General features: G+C 64.8%; 16 protein-coding genes. 8 read left to right on the top strand and 8 right to left on the bottom strand.

What is annotated here, in order from left to right; translation table 11 throughout:
- Window positions 1-53: 53 nt before the first annotated feature.
- The 3 genes from NV382_RS04000 to NV382_RS03990 form a co-directional block, all read right to left on the bottom strand.
- The gene (locus NV382_RS04000; protein WP_260599247.1) at window positions 54-908 is read right to left on the bottom strand and encodes an AAA family ATPase; all 855 of its coding nucleotides are present in this window, start codon (window positions 906-908) and stop codon (window positions 54-56) included.
- 42 nt (window positions 909-950) lie between these two features.
- A complete protein-coding gene (locus tag NV382_RS03995; RefSeq protein WP_260599246.1) occupies window positions 951-1,604 on the bottom strand; it encodes a DUF6975 family protein in 654 nt (217 codons plus the stop codon).
- Between the two features lie 118 nt (window positions 1,605-1,722).
- Complete coding sequence (locus NV382_RS03990) at window positions 1,723-2,277, bottom strand: PAS domain-containing protein (protein WP_260599245.1); 555 nt, start codon at window positions 2,275-2,277, stop codon at window positions 1,723-1,725.
- A 254-nt stretch (window positions 2,278-2,531) separates the two neighbouring features.
- Here NV382_RS03990 and NV382_RS03985 point away from each other — a divergent pair, with 254 nt between their 5' ends.
- The 4 genes from NV382_RS03985 (at window position 2,532) to NV382_RS03970 (ending at window position 6,387) form a co-directional block, all read left to right on the top strand.
- Complete coding sequence (locus NV382_RS03985; protein WP_260599244.1) at window positions 2,532-3,077, top strand: hypothetical protein; 546 nt, start codon at window positions 2,532-2,534, stop codon at window positions 3,075-3,077.
- Entirely contained in the window at window positions 3,067-4,611 is a 1,545-nt protein-coding gene (locus NV382_RS03980; protein WP_260599243.1) for a terminase large subunit domain-containing protein, read from the top strand. The genes NV382_RS03985 and NV382_RS03980 overlap by 11 nt, the downstream gene beginning before the upstream one ends.
- A gap of 178 nt (window positions 4,612-4,789) precedes the next feature.
- Window positions 4,790-5,776, top strand: a complete 987-nt coding sequence (locus NV382_RS03975; RefSeq protein WP_260599242.1) for an N-acetylmuramidase family protein — start codon at window positions 4,790-4,792, stop codon at window positions 5,774-5,776.
- The gene (locus tag NV382_RS03970) at window positions 5,776-6,387 is read left to right on the top strand and encodes a hypothetical protein (protein ID WP_260599241.1); all 612 of its coding nucleotides are present in this window, start codon (window positions 5,776-5,778) and stop codon (window positions 6,385-6,387) included. Before NV382_RS03975 ends, NV382_RS03970 begins: the two co-directional genes overlap by 1 nt.
- A gap of 151 nt (window positions 6,388-6,538) precedes the next feature.
- On the opposite strand, the gene NV382_RS03965 is transcribed toward NV382_RS03970, so the two are convergent.
- The 5 genes from NV382_RS03965 to NV382_RS03945 are packed head-to-tail and all read right to left on the bottom strand — an operon-like array spanning window position 6,539 to window position 12,495.
- Window positions 6,539-7,603 carry a hypothetical protein gene (locus NV382_RS03965; RefSeq protein ID WP_260599240.1) on the bottom strand — a complete coding sequence of 355 codons (1,065 nt, stop codon included), beginning with the start codon at window positions 7,601-7,603 and terminating at the stop codon, window positions 6,539-6,541.
- Between the two features lie 43 nt (window positions 7,604-7,646).
- Window positions 7,647-9,677 carry an RNA polymerase sigma factor RpoD gene (gene rpoD / locus NV382_RS03960; RefSeq protein WP_260599239.1) on the bottom strand — a complete coding sequence of 677 codons (2,031 nt, stop codon included), beginning with the start codon at window positions 9,675-9,677 and terminating at the stop codon, window positions 7,647-7,649.
- A complete protein-coding gene (dnaG, locus tag NV382_RS03955; protein ID WP_260599238.1) occupies window positions 9,677-11,569 on the bottom strand; it encodes a DNA primase in 1,893 nt (630 codons plus the stop codon). The genes rpoD and dnaG overlap by 1 nt, the downstream gene beginning before the upstream one ends.
- Window positions 11,569-12,042, bottom strand: coding sequence for an endonuclease domain-containing protein (locus tag NV382_RS03950; RefSeq protein ID WP_260599237.1), 474 nt, complete (start codon window positions 12,040-12,042; stop codon window positions 11,569-11,571). The genes dnaG and NV382_RS03950 overlap by 1 nt, the downstream gene beginning before the upstream one ends.
- Window positions 12,043-12,495, bottom strand: a complete 453-nt coding sequence (locus tag NV382_RS03945) for a GatB/YqeY domain-containing protein (RefSeq protein ID WP_260599236.1) — start codon at window positions 12,493-12,495, stop codon at window positions 12,043-12,045.
- 117 nt (window positions 12,496-12,612) lie between these two features.
- Between NV382_RS03945 and carA the strand changes: the two genes are divergently transcribed.
- The 4 genes from carA (at window position 12,613) to greA (ending at window position 18,134) form a co-directional block, all read left to right on the top strand.
- On the top strand, window positions 12,613-13,890 hold the full coding sequence (carA, locus tag NV382_RS03940; protein WP_260599235.1) for a glutamine-hydrolyzing carbamoyl-phosphate synthase small subunit: 1,278 nt from the start codon (window positions 12,613-12,615) through the stop codon (window positions 13,888-13,890).
- Window positions 13,887-14,246 (top strand): ribonuclease E inhibitor RraB, encoded by a 360-nt coding sequence (locus NV382_RS03935; RefSeq protein WP_260599234.1) that lies wholly within the window; start codon window positions 13,887-13,889, stop codon window positions 14,244-14,246. The genes carA and NV382_RS03935 overlap by 4 nt, the downstream gene beginning before the upstream one ends.
- A 2-nt stretch (window positions 14,247-14,248) precedes the next feature.
- Window positions 14,249-17,581, top strand: a complete 3,333-nt coding sequence (gene carB / locus NV382_RS03930) for a carbamoyl-phosphate synthase large subunit (RefSeq protein ID WP_260599233.1) — start codon at window positions 14,249-14,251, stop codon at window positions 17,579-17,581.
- A 76-nt stretch (window positions 17,582-17,657) separates the two neighbouring features.
- Window positions 17,658-18,134 (top strand): transcription elongation factor GreA, encoded by a 477-nt coding sequence (gene greA / locus NV382_RS03925; protein ID WP_260599232.1) that lies wholly within the window; start codon window positions 17,658-17,660, stop codon window positions 18,132-18,134.
- Window positions 18,135-18,174 lie beyond the last annotated feature (40 nt).

Genomic DNA, 18,174 nt, shown 5'->3' with positions numbered 1-18,174 from the left:
CGTTACGGGTGGTCGTGTTTGCCCCTCGCTCTAAGCCAGCCAGGGCAAGCCGCTCAGCCCTTGTTCTGCTGCCGCTTGGCCATGAAGGCGAGGCGTTCGAACAGCATCACATCCTGTTCGTTCTTCAGCAGCGCGCCGTGCAGCGGCGGGATTGCCTTGGTCGGGTCACGATCCTGCAGCACCTCCAGCGGCATGTCCTCGTGCAACAGCAGTTTCAGCCAATCCAGCAACTCGCTGGTGCTCGGTTTCTTCTTCAGCCCCGGCACATCACGCACGTCGTAGAAGATGTCCATCGCCTTGCTGACGAGCATCTTCTGGATGCCGGGGAAGTGGACGTCGACGATCGCCTGCATCGTTGGGCGGTCGGGGAATTTGATGTAGTGGAAAAAGCACCGGCGCAGGAAGGCGTCGGGGAGTTCCTTTTCGTTGTTGCTGGTGATGACGACGATCGGGCGTTCGACCGCGCGAACCGTCTCCTTCGTCTCGTAGACGTGGAATTCCATGCGATCGAGCTCCTGCAACAAATCGTTGGGGAACTCGATGTCCGCCTTGTCGATCTCGTCGATCAGCAGGACGGGCGGCTTGGCGGCCGTGAACGCCTCCCACAATTTGCCGCGACGGATATAATTGCCGATGTCGTGAACGCGCTCGTCGCCCAATTGGCCGTCGCGCAGCCGCGCCACCGCATCATATTCGTACAGGCCCTGCTGGGCTTTCGTCGTGCTCTTCACGTTCCACTCGATCAGCTCGGCACCCACTGCCTTGGCGATCTCATAGGCCAGCACGGTCTTGCCGGTGCCGGGTTCGCCCTTGACCAGCAGTGGCCGGCGCAAGGTGACCGCGGCATTGACCGCGACCTTCAGGTCGTCGGTGGCGACGTAGCTCTGCGTACCTTCAAAACGTTTCATGGCGCCGGGATAGAGGCTTATGCCGCCCCGGCGCAAGCAGGACTAGAGCCTGCCGCGCGCGCTGGCCCGTGCATCGAGCAGGTTCCACAGGCCGCGATGCTGGGCGAGCAATTGCTGCGCGCCGAAGGCCATGGCCCGCTCCACGCCGGGCGATCCGCCAAGCGACATCACCATTGTCTCGATCTCGGCATCGATCGGCAGCACAAGCGGCGGGGGCGTGACGCCGAAGCGCTCGGCCGCGGCATCCAGCGTCCGTCGGATCACCGTCCAGTCGAGCAGCAGGGCGACCACCGCTCCGGTGGCGCAGCCGGCGCGTTCCGACTGGGCGAGCATTTCCAGCGCATGATGCTGGCCGATGATCGCGGCTTCCGATTCCGCCTGGCCCGGCGTGGAAGGCGCATGGCCGGCGGCGGCAACCAGCTGGGCGAGGTAATGGCGTTCGACCGTGAAGGCCTCGGATGCCTCGCGCAGCCAGTCCTGCGCCAGCGGCTGGGCATTGCGGCGCAGTGCATGCTCGATCAGGCCGGGCTGCTGTCCATGTAGCATGCAAAGAGCATGCACGGTATCCGAAAAGTCGCGTGCGACGACGTCACGCGCGGCAAGCTTTCGCGGGATTTCGTGCGCGGCGCTGCCATCGTTGGCGGCAATCGACGCGATCACTCCCCAGCTGCCGTCGTTTCGCGCGAGTCGTGCCATTTCGAAAGCCATGATCCTCCAACCGTGGATTTGGTGCGCCCAATCCGCCCCAAAATTCGTTTGCAACATGGGTCTATACCGAAGCGCGTAAAGACGTGGTGTATGCGGGGTTAAGCTTTCAACCCGCCGCATTCGGCGGGCGATTGGGCGCAGTGATATCCTGCACCAGCAGCGCAATGCCGCGGCGATGCGGCTCAATCGTTAACGTGAGCAGGCCGCCGGTACGCCGGGGCGAAGAAAGGTCGATGGTCTGCGCGACCCCCGCCGCCACGACATGGCGCAGCACCTTCAACAAGATATCCCGTGCGTCCAACGGCACCAAGGTCTCGACGGGTACGCCAGCGGCGACCGAGGCGTCGAAATATGCCCGTGCGGTGCGGCTGGCGGCCACGACGCGTAGATCGCCATCGGCGACCACCACCATGTCGCGGATCAGATCGAGCAAGGCGGCCGGATCCGGCCCCTGGACGTCACGATCGGGCAGGTGCGGCGCCAGCAGGGTCTCCATCAGCTCGATCGAGGTGAGCACGAGCCGCGGCCGTCCGCGGAACATGACATAGACCGGCGCCCGCGCAGCGCGCTCCTGCCAGAGGCCGAAATGCCGCACGAGTTCGGATGCGGTAACGATCTCCGCGCGCGGCGCATCGGACGCAGAAGGGGGGAGGGCGCACATGGCGACAGGCACAAGCGCGCTTTGGCGAAGGCGCGCAAGGCAGCCCGTCCGGAGTGGTGGCAATTCCGCTGCTCCTGCGGGTTTCGGTGCGGGGGCACCGCAATCGCGGAGGGACTGCATCGGCTGGTGCGCGCTTGCATGTCGATCACCGTCCCCCTGACTTGGCGTCTCCATCAAACGAACCAGATGGGCTCGATCAGCTTGACTTCAGCACTTGATTGTGGAACATTTCAGGATCTGAGCGGGGAGTGGAAATGACGAAAAGTTCAAGTGACCGCGTCATGCGGAACGGCAAGCTGCGTTATGGCCCGACCGGGCGCCCTCAGGTGCTGAAGGATTCCGGCTGGCACTGGAACGATGCTGCCGAGGCGGCATTTTTCGATCATCTGGCGGCCAGCTGCAACGTGACGGCGGCGGCGGAGGCGGTAGGGTTTTCGACGCCGACCGTGTATCGATTGCGGCAGACGCGCCCCGAATTCGCGGCGCGTTGGCAGGCTGCGCTCGAACAAGGCTATGCACGGTTGGAACTGGCCTTGCTGAAGGCGGCGGTGGACACGATCGACGATGTGCCGTTCGATGTCGAGCGGCCGACCCCGAAGATGACGGTGGACCAGGCGATGAACGTGCTGCGCGCGCATCGCAACAGCGTGGTGGACAATGGACGCGGCGGTCCTGGAAAGACGGCCCGGCGGCGGAGCCTGGACGAGGTACGGGCGAGCATCCTGAGTAAGGTCGAGGCGATCCGCAGCATGGATGCAGCGCCGGCGGACTCGGAGGCGCGGGGCGGGGATGCGGCGTGATGCCGCTGCAGACCGCGGCGCTGGCTCCTTCCTCGATCTTCTCGACGGGCTCACGCCGGGGCAGGCGGCACGGCTGATCGGCAGCCTGAGCATCGAGGAGGCGGATGCGGCGGATGGCGATTGGCCGAGCTGGGCGCATCGGGGCCATCGCGCGCCCGAGGGCTGTGCCGACGGCACGCCCTGGTCGACCTGGGTGATCAAGGCGGGGCGCGGCTTCGGCAAGACGCTGGCCGGCGCGCAGTGGGTCACCGCGCTTGTCGCCGAAGGCGGCGCGGACTTGCGCGTCGCTTTGGTCGGCGCGACGCTGGACGACGCTCGCCGGGTGATGGTGGAGGGCAGGAGTGGCCTGATCGCGGTTGCCGGCGCGTTGTTGAAGGAGTGGCACCCCTCGCTTCGGCGCCTGACCTTCCGCACCGGCGCCGAGGCGACCTTGTTCTCGGGTGCCAGTCCAGAGGCGCTGCGCGGCCCCGAGCACCATTATGCGTGGTGCGACGAACTCACCAAATGGGAGCGCGCCCGCGACACGTGGGACATGCTGCAGCTAGGCCTTCGGCTCGGCGCCCACCCTCGCGCGCTCGTTACTACAACCCCGCGCGCAGGCCCCGTGCTGCGCGCGATCATGGACGAAAAGGGGACGGTGACGACCGGTGGCGGCACCCGCGCCAACCCACACATCTCGTCCGCCTACAAGGCACGCGTCGAGGCGCTGTATGCGGGCACGAGGCTTGGGCGACAGGAGCTGGACGGGGAACTGCTGCCGGATGCGGCGGGCGCGCTGTGGACGGTGGCGTTGATCGAGCAGGCGCGGGTCGATCGCCACGCCCGCTCAATCCCCGCTCGTGCTGAGCTTGTCGAAGGGCATGCCACAAGCGACGACCTCAAGACTCCGGTTCCGTTTGGGGCATGTCCCCTTCGACTGCCTGCCTGCGGCAGTCGCTCAGGACAGGCTTCGACAAGCTCGGGACGAACGGCGGAGGGGGGCGAGCGGGCGCAGGGTGGAGCGGGGGCTTTCGGCACGGAAGCTCCCCCCTTCACCCGCACGCTCATCGCGGTCGACCCGCCGTCCGGCGACGGCACCTGCGGCATCATCGCCTGCGCCCGGGCAAGCGATCCGCCGAGCGCCATCGCCCACATCCTCGCCGACCACAGTGTCACCGCCCGCTCGCCCGAGGGCTGGGCGCAGGCAGTGGCCGATGCCGCAGCCTGCCACGGCACCCGCGAGGTGGTGGCCGAGGCCAACCAGGGCGGCAAGATGGTCAGGGCGGTGCTGCTCGCCGCGGATCCGGCGTTGCAGGTGCGGCTGGTCAACGCGCGACACGGCAAGAGCGTGCGCGCGGAACCGGTCGCGCAATTATTCGAGGCGGGCAGGGCGCGGCTGCACGGCCGCATGGCCGAGCTGGAGGCGCAACTGCTCGGCATGATCGCCGGCGGCGGCTATGAGGGCCCGGGAACGTCGCCCGATCGCGCCGATGCGATGGTGTGGGGCGTCAGCGAGGTGATGCGCGCGGTGGGTGTGCGGGTGCGGGAGGTTTGAAGGGTGGCGAACACGCGCGCTTGGAAGATGGAACCGATCGTGCGCAAAGGCGTCTCGCCTTTAACATGCTTTAAGCACTGAGACGATTTGGGGGCAGGCATCGATGTCAGTATCCATCTTGAGTAGTTCCGTCGGATCAGGCCACCGCGCCGCCAACAGGGCATCCGATGTACGAACCGTGCAGCACCTGTTCAACCTGGTGGACGGCAACGCGGCGCTTCCCGAAAACGGTCATTGTTCCCCCGCATTGGTCGCCCGCATCGCTCGATTTCAGCGCGACGTCCTGCATTACCCGCACCCCGACAGCCGGGTTGACCCGAATGGCCGCACGATCCAAGTCCTGCTGGCAAATGCGTCGCGAAAGGGGGCTGGCCGCCGTACGCCGACGCCGAGCACCGACACTTCGTGGAGCCAGTGGGCGGCGAGCAAATGGTCGTCGTTGAGCCAGGCGATGGAGGGCGCTTGGTCCTCGTTGTTCGCCGAGCGATCCACCGTGCGGCGGGTGAACAGCCCTACTCCTGGCGGTCGCTCGGCAGGCGCAGGGGCGGTTCCCACACGTGGCAACCCCACCCAAATCGGCGTAACCGATCAGGACTACGTCAATGCCGCGGCACAATTGGGCTCCGGTATAGATCCGCTACTGGTCCGCGCCTGTGCTCAGGTCGAATCGGGCGGCAAATCAGGGTTCGGGCCGGCCGGTCTGCCGATCATCGCCTATGAAGGGCATTGGTTTCAGAAATACACGCATCATCACTATGACGAGACGCATCCGTTGCTTTCTTATCGCTACAAGAAGAAGGCGGGTTGGCAGTGGCAAAAGAACAATAAAGACCAGACCACGGCCTGGAAGACCTTAAACGAGGCGATGGAACTGAATGCCGCGGCGGCGCTGAAGGCCACATCCTGGGGCATGTGCCAAGTGATGGGCTTCAATTATGAGTCGTGTGGGTACAAGGACGTTTTCGCCTTCGTGGAAGCGATGAAACAGGGATCTCTGGGACAATTGCAGGCATTTGTCGGTTATTGCAAAGGCCGTCCCGGCATGATCGCCGCGCTACGGCGCAAGGATTTCGCGGCCATGGCCTATGCCTATAACGGCAAGGATTATGGCGATTACGACAAACGTTTTGAACGCGCCTACAAACGCTTGGGAGGAAAAGTTTAATGCAGGTGAAGTCACTGGCCACGATTGGCCTGATGGTAGCGACGTGGGGATGTGCCGAGCCGGTCGCGGCTGCTGCGGCGCCGCTGCGATCGGGCTTTTATGAAGGGTTCGTGCTGGCGGTGTCACCCTCTGGCCGCGTCGTCGGCCACTTCAACATGGAACAGGGCGACGGTGTAACTAAGCGTTGCATCTTCGACTTCGTCGGACGGGCGAGCGGTAACCAGGCGGTGATCCGCACCGTAGGATCACCGAACCTGAGTGGTCGGATCACCGCAAGTGCGGCCGATGAGGTCATGTTCAGCATGGCGCGCGTCAGGAGCCTGCCCGGATGCGGCCTGGTTCTCCCGCCCGAAGCGGAAGCCGGTAGCGGTGCGGAGCTTGATCAGATCCGCGTGGGTTCTTGGACCGACTTGGCAAAGGTGAGAACCGCACGCGTGGGGTTCAGGGCCGCGCCAGGCGGCCCGGTAGGGCGCGCGTACCTGGTCAAGGGCGATGTCGTCGGGATCGTATCCCGCCAAGGGAATCAGGTCCGGGTCGTCTATCCCTCCGAACGGGACGTCTGGTCGCAAGGTTGGGTATCGGCAGCCGACTTAGCGCCGCTTGCACCCTAACTGCGTCGACTCCAGTAGACAGCCGTATCGCAAGCTTTCGATGCCGTTAGGCGATGAAGCCGATAGCGTCAGTGGGGCGATCGGCTTGCCAGTGGCGGGATGCCGCGGCTGATCTTTGGTCGATGCGGGGCCTAATGCCGCCCGCCGCTGATCAGCAGCCGTTGAGCGCGCGGATCGAGCGGATCAGGTCGCTGCCGCCGCGGTTGGTGAGGCTGACGATCGCGCTGCCGTTGCACCGCGACCGGCCGGCGGCATAGCTGTAGCTGACGCGGTATGCGCCGGGGGACACGGCCACGACTTCCCGAACCTGTACCGGTTCGGCCAGCTTGCCGTAGAAGCGCGTCATCGCTCCGGGGGAGAACGATCCGCTCGCACGCTTTTCGGAGATGATCCGGGCGGATGCGGCGTTGCCGTCGCCCGCGCGCAGTGCCGCGTAGAAGGCGCGGACCGTCGCCTCGCCCGAAGCACCTGATGGGCGCGGGGTGTCGCCCGACGCCTGAGCCGTAGGATCCACGCGGTGGGGACGGTCGGCATCGTCCGTCTTGCGCCCCCGTACCGGCGCCTGCGTGTCTCGCGGCGGCGCGCTGTCGGCTGCCCCGGGGGCGGCTTGGGGCACCGCTTGCGGACGGGGCGGCAGCAGGGGCGCGTCTGCCTGCGCGAGCGCGACCGGTGCTGGCGTATCGCCGCTCTGGTCGATGGCAGGCGGCGGTTGGAACGCGCCGCTCGTCAGGTTGAAGGCCGCCAGACGCGATACGATCGGTTCGGCGCCGCTCAGCTGATAGACGAAGCCGTTGCCGTCGGCCGCGGCCTGCGCCGTATAGCTGACGTCCGCCTGCAGGCGGCGCTCGCCGGCAAAGGCCCGCTCCGCACCGGGCGGGATGTCGAGGATGAAGCGGCCCTTGCAGCCGGTAATGTCCAGCGCAGCATCGCGTCGGTCGACGACGGGGTTCTCCATCCGCGCGGTGGAATAATCCGCCAGTGTGTCGAGGTTCGCACGGTCGCCTCGGTAGCGGGCAGTGGCCTGGTCGAACAGCAGGCCTTTCAGCCGATCATAGGCGACCGACGAGGCGCAGCGGGCCTGTTGCCGCTTCGCTTCGGCGCGGATGCGGCCTGGTTCCTGCCGATCGTTCGGCTCGATCTTGCCGCAGCCACCCAGTCCTACCGCAAGCGCCAGAATAGCGGCGCCTGCGGGCGAAAAACTTTTGCTGAAGCGCATCGTGCCTGATCCCCCGTTCAGGCTGTCCAACGCGGGACCCGCCTTACTGATCCAGGAACGAGCGCATTTTCCGGCTGCGGCTGGGATGTTTCAGCTTGCGCAGCGCCTTGGCCTCGATCTGGCGGATGCGCTCGCGCGTCACCGAGAATTGCTGGCCGACTTCCTCCAGCGTGTGATCGGTGTTCATGCCGATGCCGAAGCGCATCCGCAGCACGCGTTCCTCGCGCGGGGTGAGGCTAGCGAGCACGCGGGTGACCGTTTCCTTGAGGTTGGCCTGGATCGCGGCATCGACCGGGATGACCGCATTCTTGTCCTCGATAAAGTCGCCGAGATGCGAATCCTCCTCGTCGCCGATCGGCGTTTCGAGGCTGATCGGCTCCTTGGCGATCTTCATCACCTTGCGGACCTTTTCGAGCGGCATGCTCAGGCGTTCGGCCATTTCCTCGGGCGTGGGCTCGCGGCCCTGCTCGTGGAGGAATTGGCGGCTGGTGCGAACCAATTTGTTGATCGTTTCGATCATGTGGACCGGGATGCGGATCGTGCGGGCCTGGTCGGCGATCGAGCGCGTGATTGCCTGGCGAATCCACCAGGTCGCATAGGTGCTGAACTTGTAGCCGCGGCGATATTCGAACTTATCGACCGCCTTCATCAGGCCAATATTGCCCTCCTGGATGAGATCCAGGAACTGCAGGCCGCGATTGGTGTATTTCTTGGCGATCGAGATCACCAGCCGCAGGTTCGCCTCGACCATTTCCTTCTTGGCGATGCGCGCCTCGCGCTCGCCCTTCTGGACCATGTTGACGATGCGGCGGAACTCGCCGAGCGACATGCCGGTCGCCTGGCTGATGTCGGCGATCTCGCCGCGGATGCGGTCGACCGAATCCGTCTCGTTGGCGACGAAGGCGGTCCATTTCTTGTCGAGCTTGCCGAGGTTCGGGATCCACTGCTCGTCCAGCTCGTGCCCGATATAGCGGTCGAGGAAATCCTTGCGCGGCACCTTGTGGCGCTCGGCGAGACGCAGCATCTGGCCGCCAAGCGCGGTTAGGCGCCGGTTGAAGGCATAGAGCTGATCAACGAGATATTCGATCTTGGCATTGTGGAACTGGACGCTCTCGACCTCGGCGGTGAGTTCCTCGCGCAGCTTGTGATACTTGCGCTCGTCGGCCGCCGACAGTTCACCACCGGCGCCCATCGCTTCCAGGCGCTGCTGCTGCACCTTGCTGAACTTCTTGTAGAGAGCGGTGATGCTGGCGAAGCGCTCGAGCGCGATCGGCTTGAGCTGCTCTTCCATCTGCGCGAGGCTGAGGGTGTTGTCCTCCTCCTCGTCATCGGACGGGCGCGGCGCGCGCCGCTCCTGCATCGAATCCTCTTCCTCTTCGGCGGGCGCCTCCTCGGGCTCTTCCTCTTCCTTGAAGCTGGGGCCCGCGGTCTTCTCGCTGATCTCGCCGCCGCCCTCGGCATCGTCCTCGGTGAGCGATTCGGGGGCGGGGTCCTTCGACAGCATGGCGTCGAGATCCATGATCTCGCGCAGCTGCATCGTGCCTTCGTTGAGCGCGGTCGACCAATCGATGATCGCGTTGAAGGTGATCGGCGATTCGCATAGCCCCAGGATCATCGTGTCGCGGCCGGCCTCGATGCGCTTGGCGATGGCGATCTCGCCCTCGCGCGACAGGAGCTCCACGGCCCCCATCTCGCGCAGGTACATGCGCACCGGATCGTCGGTGCGATCGATAACTTCCTTCTTCTTGACGTCCAGCTGCTGAGGACCGTCGTCGGACACGTCAACCGATTCGACATCGTCTTCCTCGGCCGGCTTCTCGTCGCCTTCTTCGCCAGCCTCGTCATTCTCGACGATGTTGATGCCCATCTCGCTGAGCGACGCGCTGAAATCTTCGATCGCGTCGGGCGAGGTCTCGCCCTGGGGCAAGGCTTCGTTCAGCTGATCATAGGTGATGTAGCCGCGCTTCTTGGCGCGCGCGACCACCTTCTTGATCGACGCATCGTTCAGGTCGATCAGCGGTGCATCGCCGGTTTCAGTCGTTTCGGCAGCATCCGCCATGTCGGTCTTCGCCATCAATTGCCCTCAGCACTAAATACCCTGGCGTCTTCGTTCGCCTGCACCAGATTGGCAAGCCGAGCGTCGAGCGCCTGTTGTTCCTTCACCAGCGCGATCTGTCGTTCGAATGCTTCGTTCGAATAACGCGCCTGCATCTCCGCCGTTGCATCGGCCAATGCCGCATCCACCTCCGGCCGCGCCACCAAGATCGCGATCGCCTCGTCGAGGTCCTCACGCGCCCGTGCCGGTTCCGCATCCTTCTGTGTGAAGGAGCAGGAAAGTTGATCGGCCCGCAACAAGTCGTGCGCGATTATATCAAAACCAGATGCGGCCAATATGGTGAGAACGCCGTCACTATCAAGCGTCTTCCCCGAATGCATGTCTTCAACCGCCAGATCGACCACCGCCTCGAACAATTTTCCCAGCGCACCGTCCGCCATCTTGAGGCTGCCAAGCACTTCCATGTGGCGGGCAATCTCCGCCGGGTGGCGGATCAAGCCGGCGAGTACCGCCTTGGCGAGGATGCGGTCGATCCCCCCGGCGCGAACGCCCTTCACACCCTCGCCGACCGGGCCGGGCGGCGCCTTCCACGGCTGGCCGGGCTTGCGCTGCCCACGTGGCTGCGGGGTGAAGGGACGGAACGGCTCGCGCTTGCGAGTATAGAGATCGTCGTAACGGCGGCGGAACTCGGCGATGTATTCGTGTTTGACGTTGGCGTCGACGATGTGGCCGGCGAGTTCGTTGAGACGGTGCTTCAAGCCCGCTTTCTGCTCGGGCGTGTCGAGCGGCTCGAGCGCGAGTTCGTGCGTCCACAGCTTGTCGACCAGCGGGTCGGGCGTCTTGAGCAGGGCTTCGAATGCGGCGGGACCCTTCAGGCGCACCAGGTCGTCCGGGTCCTGGCCCTGCGGCAGGGTGACGAAGGCGAGGCTGCGGCCGGGGCTGAGCATGGGGAGCGCGCGGTGCGCGGCGCGGATCGCCGCCTTCTGCCCGGCGCTGTCGCCGTCGAGACACAGGATCGGCACGTCGCTCATCCGCCAGAGGCGTTCGAGCTGCGCCTCGGTGAGCGCGGTGCCGAGCGGCGCGACCGCTTCCTCGAACCCGGCCTGGGCTAGTGCGATGACGTCCATATAGCCCTCCACCACCAGCACGCGGCCGCTCTTGCGCGCAGCGGGTCCGGCGCGATCGAGATTGTAGAGCGTGCGGCCCTTATCGAAGAGCGGCGTCTCGGGCGAGTTCAGATATTTCGGCTCACCGTCGCCGATGATGCGGCCGCCGAACGCGACGGTGCGGCCGCGGGGGTCGCGGATCGGAATCATCAGACGACCGCGGAAGCGATCGTAGGGGGTTTTCTGTTCTACCGAGATGAGCAGCCCGGCCTCGATCAGCAGCGGGTCGCCATAGTCCTTGAGCGCGTCCTTGAGCTTGCCGCGCGAATCGGGCGCGTAGCCGAGCGCGAAGGCGCGGGCGGTTTCCGGCTTGATGCCGCGTTTTTCGAGGATCGAGCGCGCTTCGCTGCCCGCAATGCCGTTCAGCTGGTCGGTGAACCAGGTGGCGGCATCCGCGCAAGCTTCGTGCAGGCCCTTGGCGGCTTCGGCTTTCTCCGCCGCGCGGGGATCCATTGCGGGCAATTCCATACCCGCGGACTGGGCGAGCTCCTTCACCGCATCCATGAACGGCAGGCCCTGCTGGTCGGTCAGCCAGCGGATCGCGTCGCCGTGCGCGCTGCAGCCGAAGCAATGGTAGAAGCCCTTGTCGTCATTGACGTAGAAGCTGGGGGACTTTTCGTTGTGGAACGGACAGCAGGCGCGAAACTCGCGGCCGGCTTTTTGCAGCTTGGTGGTGCGGCCGATCAGGCTGGAGAGGAGCGTGCGGGCACGGAGCTCGTCGAGGAATTGGGGGGAGAGGGTCATTAACGCCCCTGTTCGCAAGGGCGTGCGACAAAGCTCCCCTCCCGCTTGCGGGAGGGGTTGGGGGTGGGCAGTGCCGCTAACGCTGTGCTGATCGCATGTACGACACCTGCGAGGTTGTTTGTGACATCGCTATTCTGGAAGCGCAGGATCGTTATCCCGCGCGAGCGTAGAAAAGCCTCGCGTTTCGCGTCGCGCTCCATCGTCAAATCGTGGCTATAGCCGTCGAGTTCGATCGCCAGCATGGCACTACGTGACAGGAAGTCGCAGATATACGGACCGACCGGCATCTGGCGGCTGAACTTCCAACCGAGCTTGCTGGCGTGGATGGCGCTCCACAATTTTCGTTCGGCCGGCGTGGCCTCGTTGCGGAGTTGTTGCGCGCGGGTTGTTGGTCGGCGCACCCCTGCTACCGTTCCCACCCCCGGCCCCTCCCGCAAGCGGGAGGGGGGAAGAAGAGGGCTTTCTTCGCTCATTTAGCTCAGCGCCGCCTTCACCAAGCCGCTCGCCTTGCTCATGTCGAGCTCGCTCGCATGCCTGGCCTTCAGTTCCGCCATCACCCGGCCCATGTCTTTCATGCCAGCCGCACCCAGTTCCGTCTTGATCGACTCGATTGCGGCGGTGGTTTGCGCCTCGTCCATCTGCTGCGGCAGGAAGCGTTCGATCACGGCGACCTCCGCGCTTTCCGCGTCGGCGAGTTCCTGGCGGCCGCCCTTCACGTACATATCGATCGATTCGCGGCGCTGCTTGACCATCTTCTGCAGCACTTCGATGACCAGCGCATCGTCATCGTCGGGCGCCTTGCCGGTGCGGGCCTCGATGTCGCGATTCTTGATCGCGGCCTGAATCAGGCTGACGGCGTTCCGCGTCGCCTTGTCGCCGGCCTTCATTGCGGTGATCTGTGCGGCCTTGATGTCGTCTCGAATCATTCTACGTCCTTCTGTCACGGGCGCGGTCTAGCCGGTTTAAGCGATTGACGCATCCCGCCCACGTCTCTAGCCAACGCCGCTTAGCGACATCGACAACGAGAAGGAGTGCCCGCCGACATGGCCGACACCAAGCCTATTGCCATGCCTGCCAAGGCTCCGGACGGCGCGACCGGCGTGCTGGTGCTGGCGAGCGGCGACGTGGCGTGGGGGCGCGGGTTCGGCGCCGAAGGGTCTGCGGTCGGCGAAGTGTGCTTCCACACCGCGATGACCGGCTATCAGGAGGTGATGACCGATCCGTCCTTCGCCGGACAGATGGTAACCTTCACCTTCCCGCATATCGGCAATGTCGGGGCGAACCCGGACGATCTGGAGGCGAACGACCCGCATGCGCTCGGCATCATCGTGCGCGAGGACGTGACCGAGCCGTCGAATTTCCGCTCGGTCGAGCGGCTGGATTCCTGGATGGCGGCGCATGGGCGGATCGGATTGTCGGGGATCGACACGCGGGCGCTGACCAAGCGGATCCGCGTCGGCGGCGCGCCGAACGGCGTGATCGCGCATTCGGCAAGCGGCACGTTCGATATTCCGGCGCTGCTGGCACAGGCGCGAGCCTGGCCCGGGCTGGAGGGAATGGATCTGGCCAAGGACGTGACGGCGGAGACGCATTACGGCTGGGAAGGCGGCGTTTGGCGGCTTGGGTTCGGGTATGGCGCGTCGTCCCCCCTCCCGCTTGCGGGAGGGGCCGGGGGTGGGGACACTTCAATGGACGCTACGCCCGTGGATAGCCCCACCCCTGACCCCTCCCGCAAGCGGGAGGGGGATGAGCGCCCCCATGTCGTCGCGATCGATTATGGCGCCAAGCGCAACATCTACCGCAATCTCGCCGCGGCGGGGGCGAAGGTCAGCGTGTTGCCGGCGACCGCGACGTATGACGAGGTGATGGCGCTCAAGCCCGACGGCATCTTCCTGTCCAACGGCCCGGGCGATCCCGCGGCGACCGGTGACTATGCGGTGCCGGTGATCCAGCAACTGCTCGAAACGCGCATTCCGCTGTTCGGCATCTGTCTCGGACACCAATTGCTGGCGTTGGCGGTAGGCGCGCAGACGACCAAGATGTTCCAGGGTCATCGCGGCGCCAACCATCCGGTCAAGCGCCTGTCGGACGGGGTGGTCGAGATCACCAGCATGAACCACGGCTTTGCGGTGCGCGGCGAGACGCTGCCGGCGACGGCGCGGGAGACGCATGTGTCGTTGTTCGATGGCAGCAATGCCGGGTTCGAACTGACGGATCGGCCGGCGTTCAGCGTGCAATATCATCCCGAGGCTAGCCCCGGGCCGCAGGACAGCCTGTATCTGTTCGAAAAATTCGTCGGTAATCTGAAGGTGGCATCATGACTCTTCCCGAAGTGGATCAGGCACGGCTGGATGCCGAATGGGCCGCCGACAAGGATGTGCTCGCCAGCCTGCGCGAGAATGGCGACCGCGCCGAGATCGTGCGCCCGATCGATGTCAGCTTTCGCGGCGACGAGGAGGCACTGGATCGGCTGGAGGAGAGTGCAAGCGAGCTTGGCTTCGAGGTGATCGAGCGGGAAGAGGACGAGGAAGGCGAAGTGTCTTTGTTCCTCGGCTGCGAGCAGGCCGCCGACGAGGAGTCGATCAAGGCGCTGACCTTGCGCTGCCTGCAGATCGAATTGCTGTACGACGTGGAATATGACGGCTGGGGCTGCACCGCCGAGGATGGAACCGAGTAACAATGCCTAAGCGTACCGACATCTCCTCCATCCTCGTGATCGGCGCGGGGCCGATCGTGATCGGCCAGGCGTGCGAGTTCGATTATTCGGGCACGCAGGCGATCAAGGCGCTGCGCGAGGAAGGCTATCGCATCGTGCTGGTCAATTCGAACCCAGCGACGATCATGACCGATCCTGACCTCGCCGATGCCACCTATGTCGAGCCGATCACGCCGGAGATCGTCGCGAAGATCATCGCCAAAGAACGGCCGGACGCGGTGCTGCCGACGATGGGCGGGCAGACCGCGCTGAATACTGCGCTGGCGCTGTTCAACGACGGTACGCTGGAGAAATACGGCGTGCAGATGATCGGCGCGGATGCCGAGGCGATCGACAAGGCGGAGGACCGGCAGAAGTTTCGCGAGGCGATGGACCGCATCGGGCTGGAAAGCGCGCGCTCGGGCATCGCGCACAGCGTGACCGAAGCGTTCGAGGTGCTGGAGCGCACCGGGCTGCCGTCGATCATCCGGCCGTCGTTCACGATGGGCGGATCGGGCGGCGGCATTGCCTACAACCGCGAGGAATTCGAGGCGATCGTGCGCTCCGGGCTGGGTGCGTCGCCGACCACCGAGGTGCTGATCGAAGAGTCGCTGCTCGGGTGGAAAGAATATGAGATGGAGGTCGTGCGTGATCGCAACGACAATTGCATCATCATCTGCTCGATCGAGAATATCGATCCGATGGGCGTGCATACCGGCGACAGCATCACCGTCGCGCCGGCGCTGACGCTGACCGACAAGGAATACCAGATCATGCGCAACGCGAGCATTGCGGTGTTGCGTGAAATCGGTGTCGAAACAGGCGGTTCCAACGTGCAGTTCGCGGTCAATCCGAAGGATGGCCGCTTGATCGTGATCGAGATGAACCCGCGCGTGTCGCGTTCTTCGGCGCTGGCCTCGAAGGCGACCGGCTTCCCGATCGCCAAGGTCGCGGCCAAGCTGGCGGTCGGCTATACGCTGGACGAGATCACCAACGACATTACCGGCGCGACGCCGGCGAGCTTCGAGCCGACGATCGATTACGTCGTCACCAAGATCCCGCGTTTCGCGTTCGAGAAGTTCAAGGGCGCGGAGCCGATCCTCTCGACCGCGATGAAGAGCGTCGGCGAAGTCATGGCGATCGGGCGCAATATTCACGAAAGCCTGCAGAAGGCGTTGCGTGGCCTGGAGACGGGGCTCAGCGGCTTCAACATGATCGAGCATCTGGTCGGTGCACCGCGCGCCGAGATCGAGGCGGCGCTGGCGCGTGCCACGCCGGACCGGTTGCTGGTCGCGGCGCAGGCGTTGCGCGAAGGCTTCACGGTCGCCGAGGTGCATGCGATCGCCAAGTTCGATCCGTGGTTCCTCGAGCGGATCGTGGAGATCATCCGCGCCGAAGACCAGGTGTGCGCCAGCGGATTGCCGATCGACGCTGCGGGAATGCGCCGCCTGAAGTCGATGGGCTTCAGTGACAAACGGCTCGCCTATCTGGCGCTGCAATCGGCCAATCTGCGCGGCAATGCGCGTGGGATCGCACGGGGCTCTGGGTTGATCCACGATGCCGTCGTGGCGATGACGGGCGGCGTGACCGATGACGAGGTGCGCGCGCTGCGTCACCGGCTCGGCGTGCGCCCGGTGTTCAAGCGCATCGATACCTGTGCGGCGGAGTTCGACGCAAAGACGCCGTATATGTATTCGACCTATGAGGCGCCGAGCTTCGGCGAGCCGGAATGCGAGAGCATGCCGAGCGCGCGGCGCAAGATCGTCATCCTGGGTGGCGGGCCGAACCGGATCGGGCAGGGGATCGAGTTCGACTATTGCTGCTGCCATGCCTGCTTCGCATTGGGGGACGCCGGGTACGAGACGATCATGGTCAATTGTAATCCGGAGACCGTGTCGACCGATTACGACACGTCGGACCGGCTGTATTTCGAGCCGCTGACGGCAGAGGACGTGCTGGAGATCCTGCACACCGAGCAGCAGAATGGCACGCTGGTCGGGGTGATCGTGCAGTTCGGCGGGCAAACACCGCTCAACCTGGCGCGCGCGCTGGAGGCGGCGGGGATCCCGATCCTGGGCACGTCACCGGATGCGATCGACCTGGCCGAGGATCGCGAGCGCTTTTCGGCGCTGGTGACGAAGCTCGAGCTGCGTCAGCCGGCCAATGGCCTGGCGCGCAGCCGTGATGAGGCGGTCGCGGCGGCTGAACGGATCGGCTATCCGGTGTTGATGCGGCCGAGCTATGTGCTCGGCGGCCGGGCGATGGAGATCGTCGACTCGCTCGAGCAGCTCGACAATTATATCGCGACGGCGGTGCGCGTGTCGGGCGACTCGCCGGTGCTAATCGATCAATATCTCCGCGATGCGATCGAAGTGGATGTCGACGCGATCTGCGACGGCACCGATGTAACGGTCGCCGGCGTGTTGCAGCATATCGAGGAAGCCGGCGTGCATTCGGGCGACAGCGCCTGCTCGATCCCCCCGTATTCGCTGTCGGACGAGATTATCGCCGAGATCGAGCGGCAGACGGTGGCGCTGGCGCACGCGCTGTCGGTGGTCGGGCTGATGAACATCCAGTTCGCCGTGAAGGACGGGCTGGTATATCTTATCGAGGTCAATCCGCGGGCCAGCCGCACGGTGCCGTTCGTCGCCAAGGCGATCGGGGCGCCGATCGCCAAGATTGCGGCGCGCGTGATGGCAGGCGAGAAGCTGGCCGACCTGCCCAAGATCGACCGGCACATCGATTACTATGCCGTGAAGGAAGCGGTGTTCCCGTTCAACCGCTTCCCCGGCGTCGATCCGGTCTTGTCACCGGAAATGAAGTCGACCGGCGAAGTGATGGGCATCGATACCAATTTTGCGATCGCCTTTGCCAAGGCCGAGCTTGGCGCGGGGACGGTGTTGCCGAAGTCGGGCACGGTGTTCGTGTCGGTAAAGGAAGGCGACAAGTCGGTGATCCTGCCGGCGGCGCGGCTGCTGGCGGAGCAGGGCTTCCGCATCGTCGCGACGGATGGCACCGCGGCGTTCCTCACCGCAAACGGTGTGGCGGTGGAGCGCGTCAACAAGGTGGCGCAGGGGCGGCCGCACATCGTCGACAAGATGAAGGACGGTGCGATCGATCTGGTGTTCAACACCACGGAGGGCTGGCAATCGCTGAAGGATTCGCAGCCGATCCGCGCCGCCGCTTTGGTGCAGAAGATCCCGCATTTCACTACAGCGGCCGCCAGCGTCGAGGCGGCGCAGGCAATCGTGGCGCTGGACAACCATGACCTTGAAGTACGGCCGCTCCAATCCTATTATTCGCACTCGCACAACTGACCCCGAAATCGATACAAGTGCGGGCAGGTCCGATAAGGACCGGCCGAATGGGGCAATGGACGAAGGACGAAAAGGGATGGCGACCGTCGAAAAGATGCCGATGCTGCAGGAAGGCTATGAGAAGCTGAATGCGGACCTTAAACGGCTGAAGGCGGAACGCCCGACCATCGTCGATGCGATCGAGGAAGCGCGCGCGCATGGCGATCTGTCCGAAAACGCCGAATATCATGCTGCCAAGGAGCGGCAGGGACAGATCGAGGCATCGATCAGCGATATCGAGGATAAGCTGAGCCGCGCGCAGGTGATCGACCCGCGCGACTTGTCCGGCGACAAGGTGGTGTTCGGCGCGACGGTGACGTTGCTCGACGAAGACGACAAGCCGGTGACGTACCAGATCGTCGGCCAGACCGAGGCGGACGCCAAGGGCGGCCGCATCTCGTACAATTCGCCACTCGGCCGTGCACTGATCGGGCGCAAAATCGACGAGGAAGTCGAAGTCACCGTGCCGTCGGGCGACCGCTGGTATTCGGTTTCCAAGATCGAGTTCATCTAAGCTGGGCAGCGGGATCCACCTGCCACGCGGGCGCTTCACC

Source organism: Sphingomonas endolithica, from assembly GCF_025231525.1.
Taxonomy (GTDB): domain Bacteria; phylum Pseudomonadota; class Alphaproteobacteria; order Sphingomonadales; family Sphingomonadaceae; genus Sphingomonas; species Sphingomonas endolithica.
Note: the sequence above shows the minus strand (reverse complement) of the source record. Positions and strands in the feature narration are given on the sequence as shown.

Bases quoted from the DNA above. Each gene is read 5' to 3' on its own strand.
- NV382_RS03950 (WP_260599237.1), bottom strand. From the start codon at position 12,042: ATGAGCGAAGAAAGCCCTCTTCTTCCCCCCTCCCGCTTGCGGGAGGGG.
- carB (WP_260599233.1), top strand. From the start codon at position 14,249: ATGCCTAAGCGTACCGACATCTCCTCCATCCTCGTGATCGGCGCGGGG.
- rpoD (WP_260599239.1), bottom strand. From the start codon at position 9,677: ATGGCGAAGACCGACATGGCGGATGCTGCCGAAACGACTGAAACCGGC.
- NV382_RS03965 (WP_260599240.1), bottom strand. From the start codon at position 7,603: ATGCGCTTCAGCAAAAGTTTTTCGCCCGCAGGCGCCGCTATTCTGGCG.
- NV382_RS03990 (WP_260599245.1), bottom strand. From the start codon at position 2,277: ATGTGCGCCCTCCCCCCTTCTGCGTCCGATGCGCCGCGCGCGGAGATC.
- carA (WP_260599235.1), top strand. From the start codon at position 12,613: ATGGCCGACACCAAGCCTATTGCCATGCCTGCCAAGGCTCCGGACGGC.
- dnaG (WP_260599238.1), bottom strand. From the start codon at position 11,569: ATGACCCTCTCCCCCCAATTCCTCGACGAGCTCCGTGCCCGCACGCTC.
- NV382_RS04000 (WP_260599247.1), bottom strand. From the start codon at position 908: ATGAAACGTTTTGAAGGTACGCAGAGCTACGTCGCCACCGACGACCTG.
- NV382_RS03980 (WP_260599243.1), top strand. From the start codon at position 3,067: ATGCGGCGTGATGCCGCTGCAGACCGCGGCGCTGGCTCCTTCCTCGAT.
- NV382_RS03985 (WP_260599244.1), top strand. From the start codon at position 2,532: ATGACGAAAAGTTCAAGTGACCGCGTCATGCGGAACGGCAAGCTGCGT.
- NV382_RS03945 (WP_260599236.1), bottom strand. From the start codon at position 12,495: ATGATTCGAGACGACATCAAGGCCGCACAGATCACCGCAATGAAGGCC.
- NV382_RS03935 (WP_260599234.1), top strand. From the start codon at position 13,887: ATGACTCTTCCCGAAGTGGATCAGGCACGGCTGGATGCCGAATGGGCC.
- greA (WP_260599232.1), top strand. From the start codon at position 17,658: ATGGCGACCGTCGAAAAGATGCCGATGCTGCAGGAAGGCTATGAGAAG.
- NV382_RS03995 (WP_260599246.1), bottom strand. From the start codon at position 1,604: ATGGCACGACTCGCGCGAAACGACGGCAGCTGGGGAGTGATCGCGTCG.
- NV382_RS03970 (WP_260599241.1), top strand. From the start codon at position 5,776: ATGCAGGTGAAGTCACTGGCCACGATTGGCCTGATGGTAGCGACGTGG.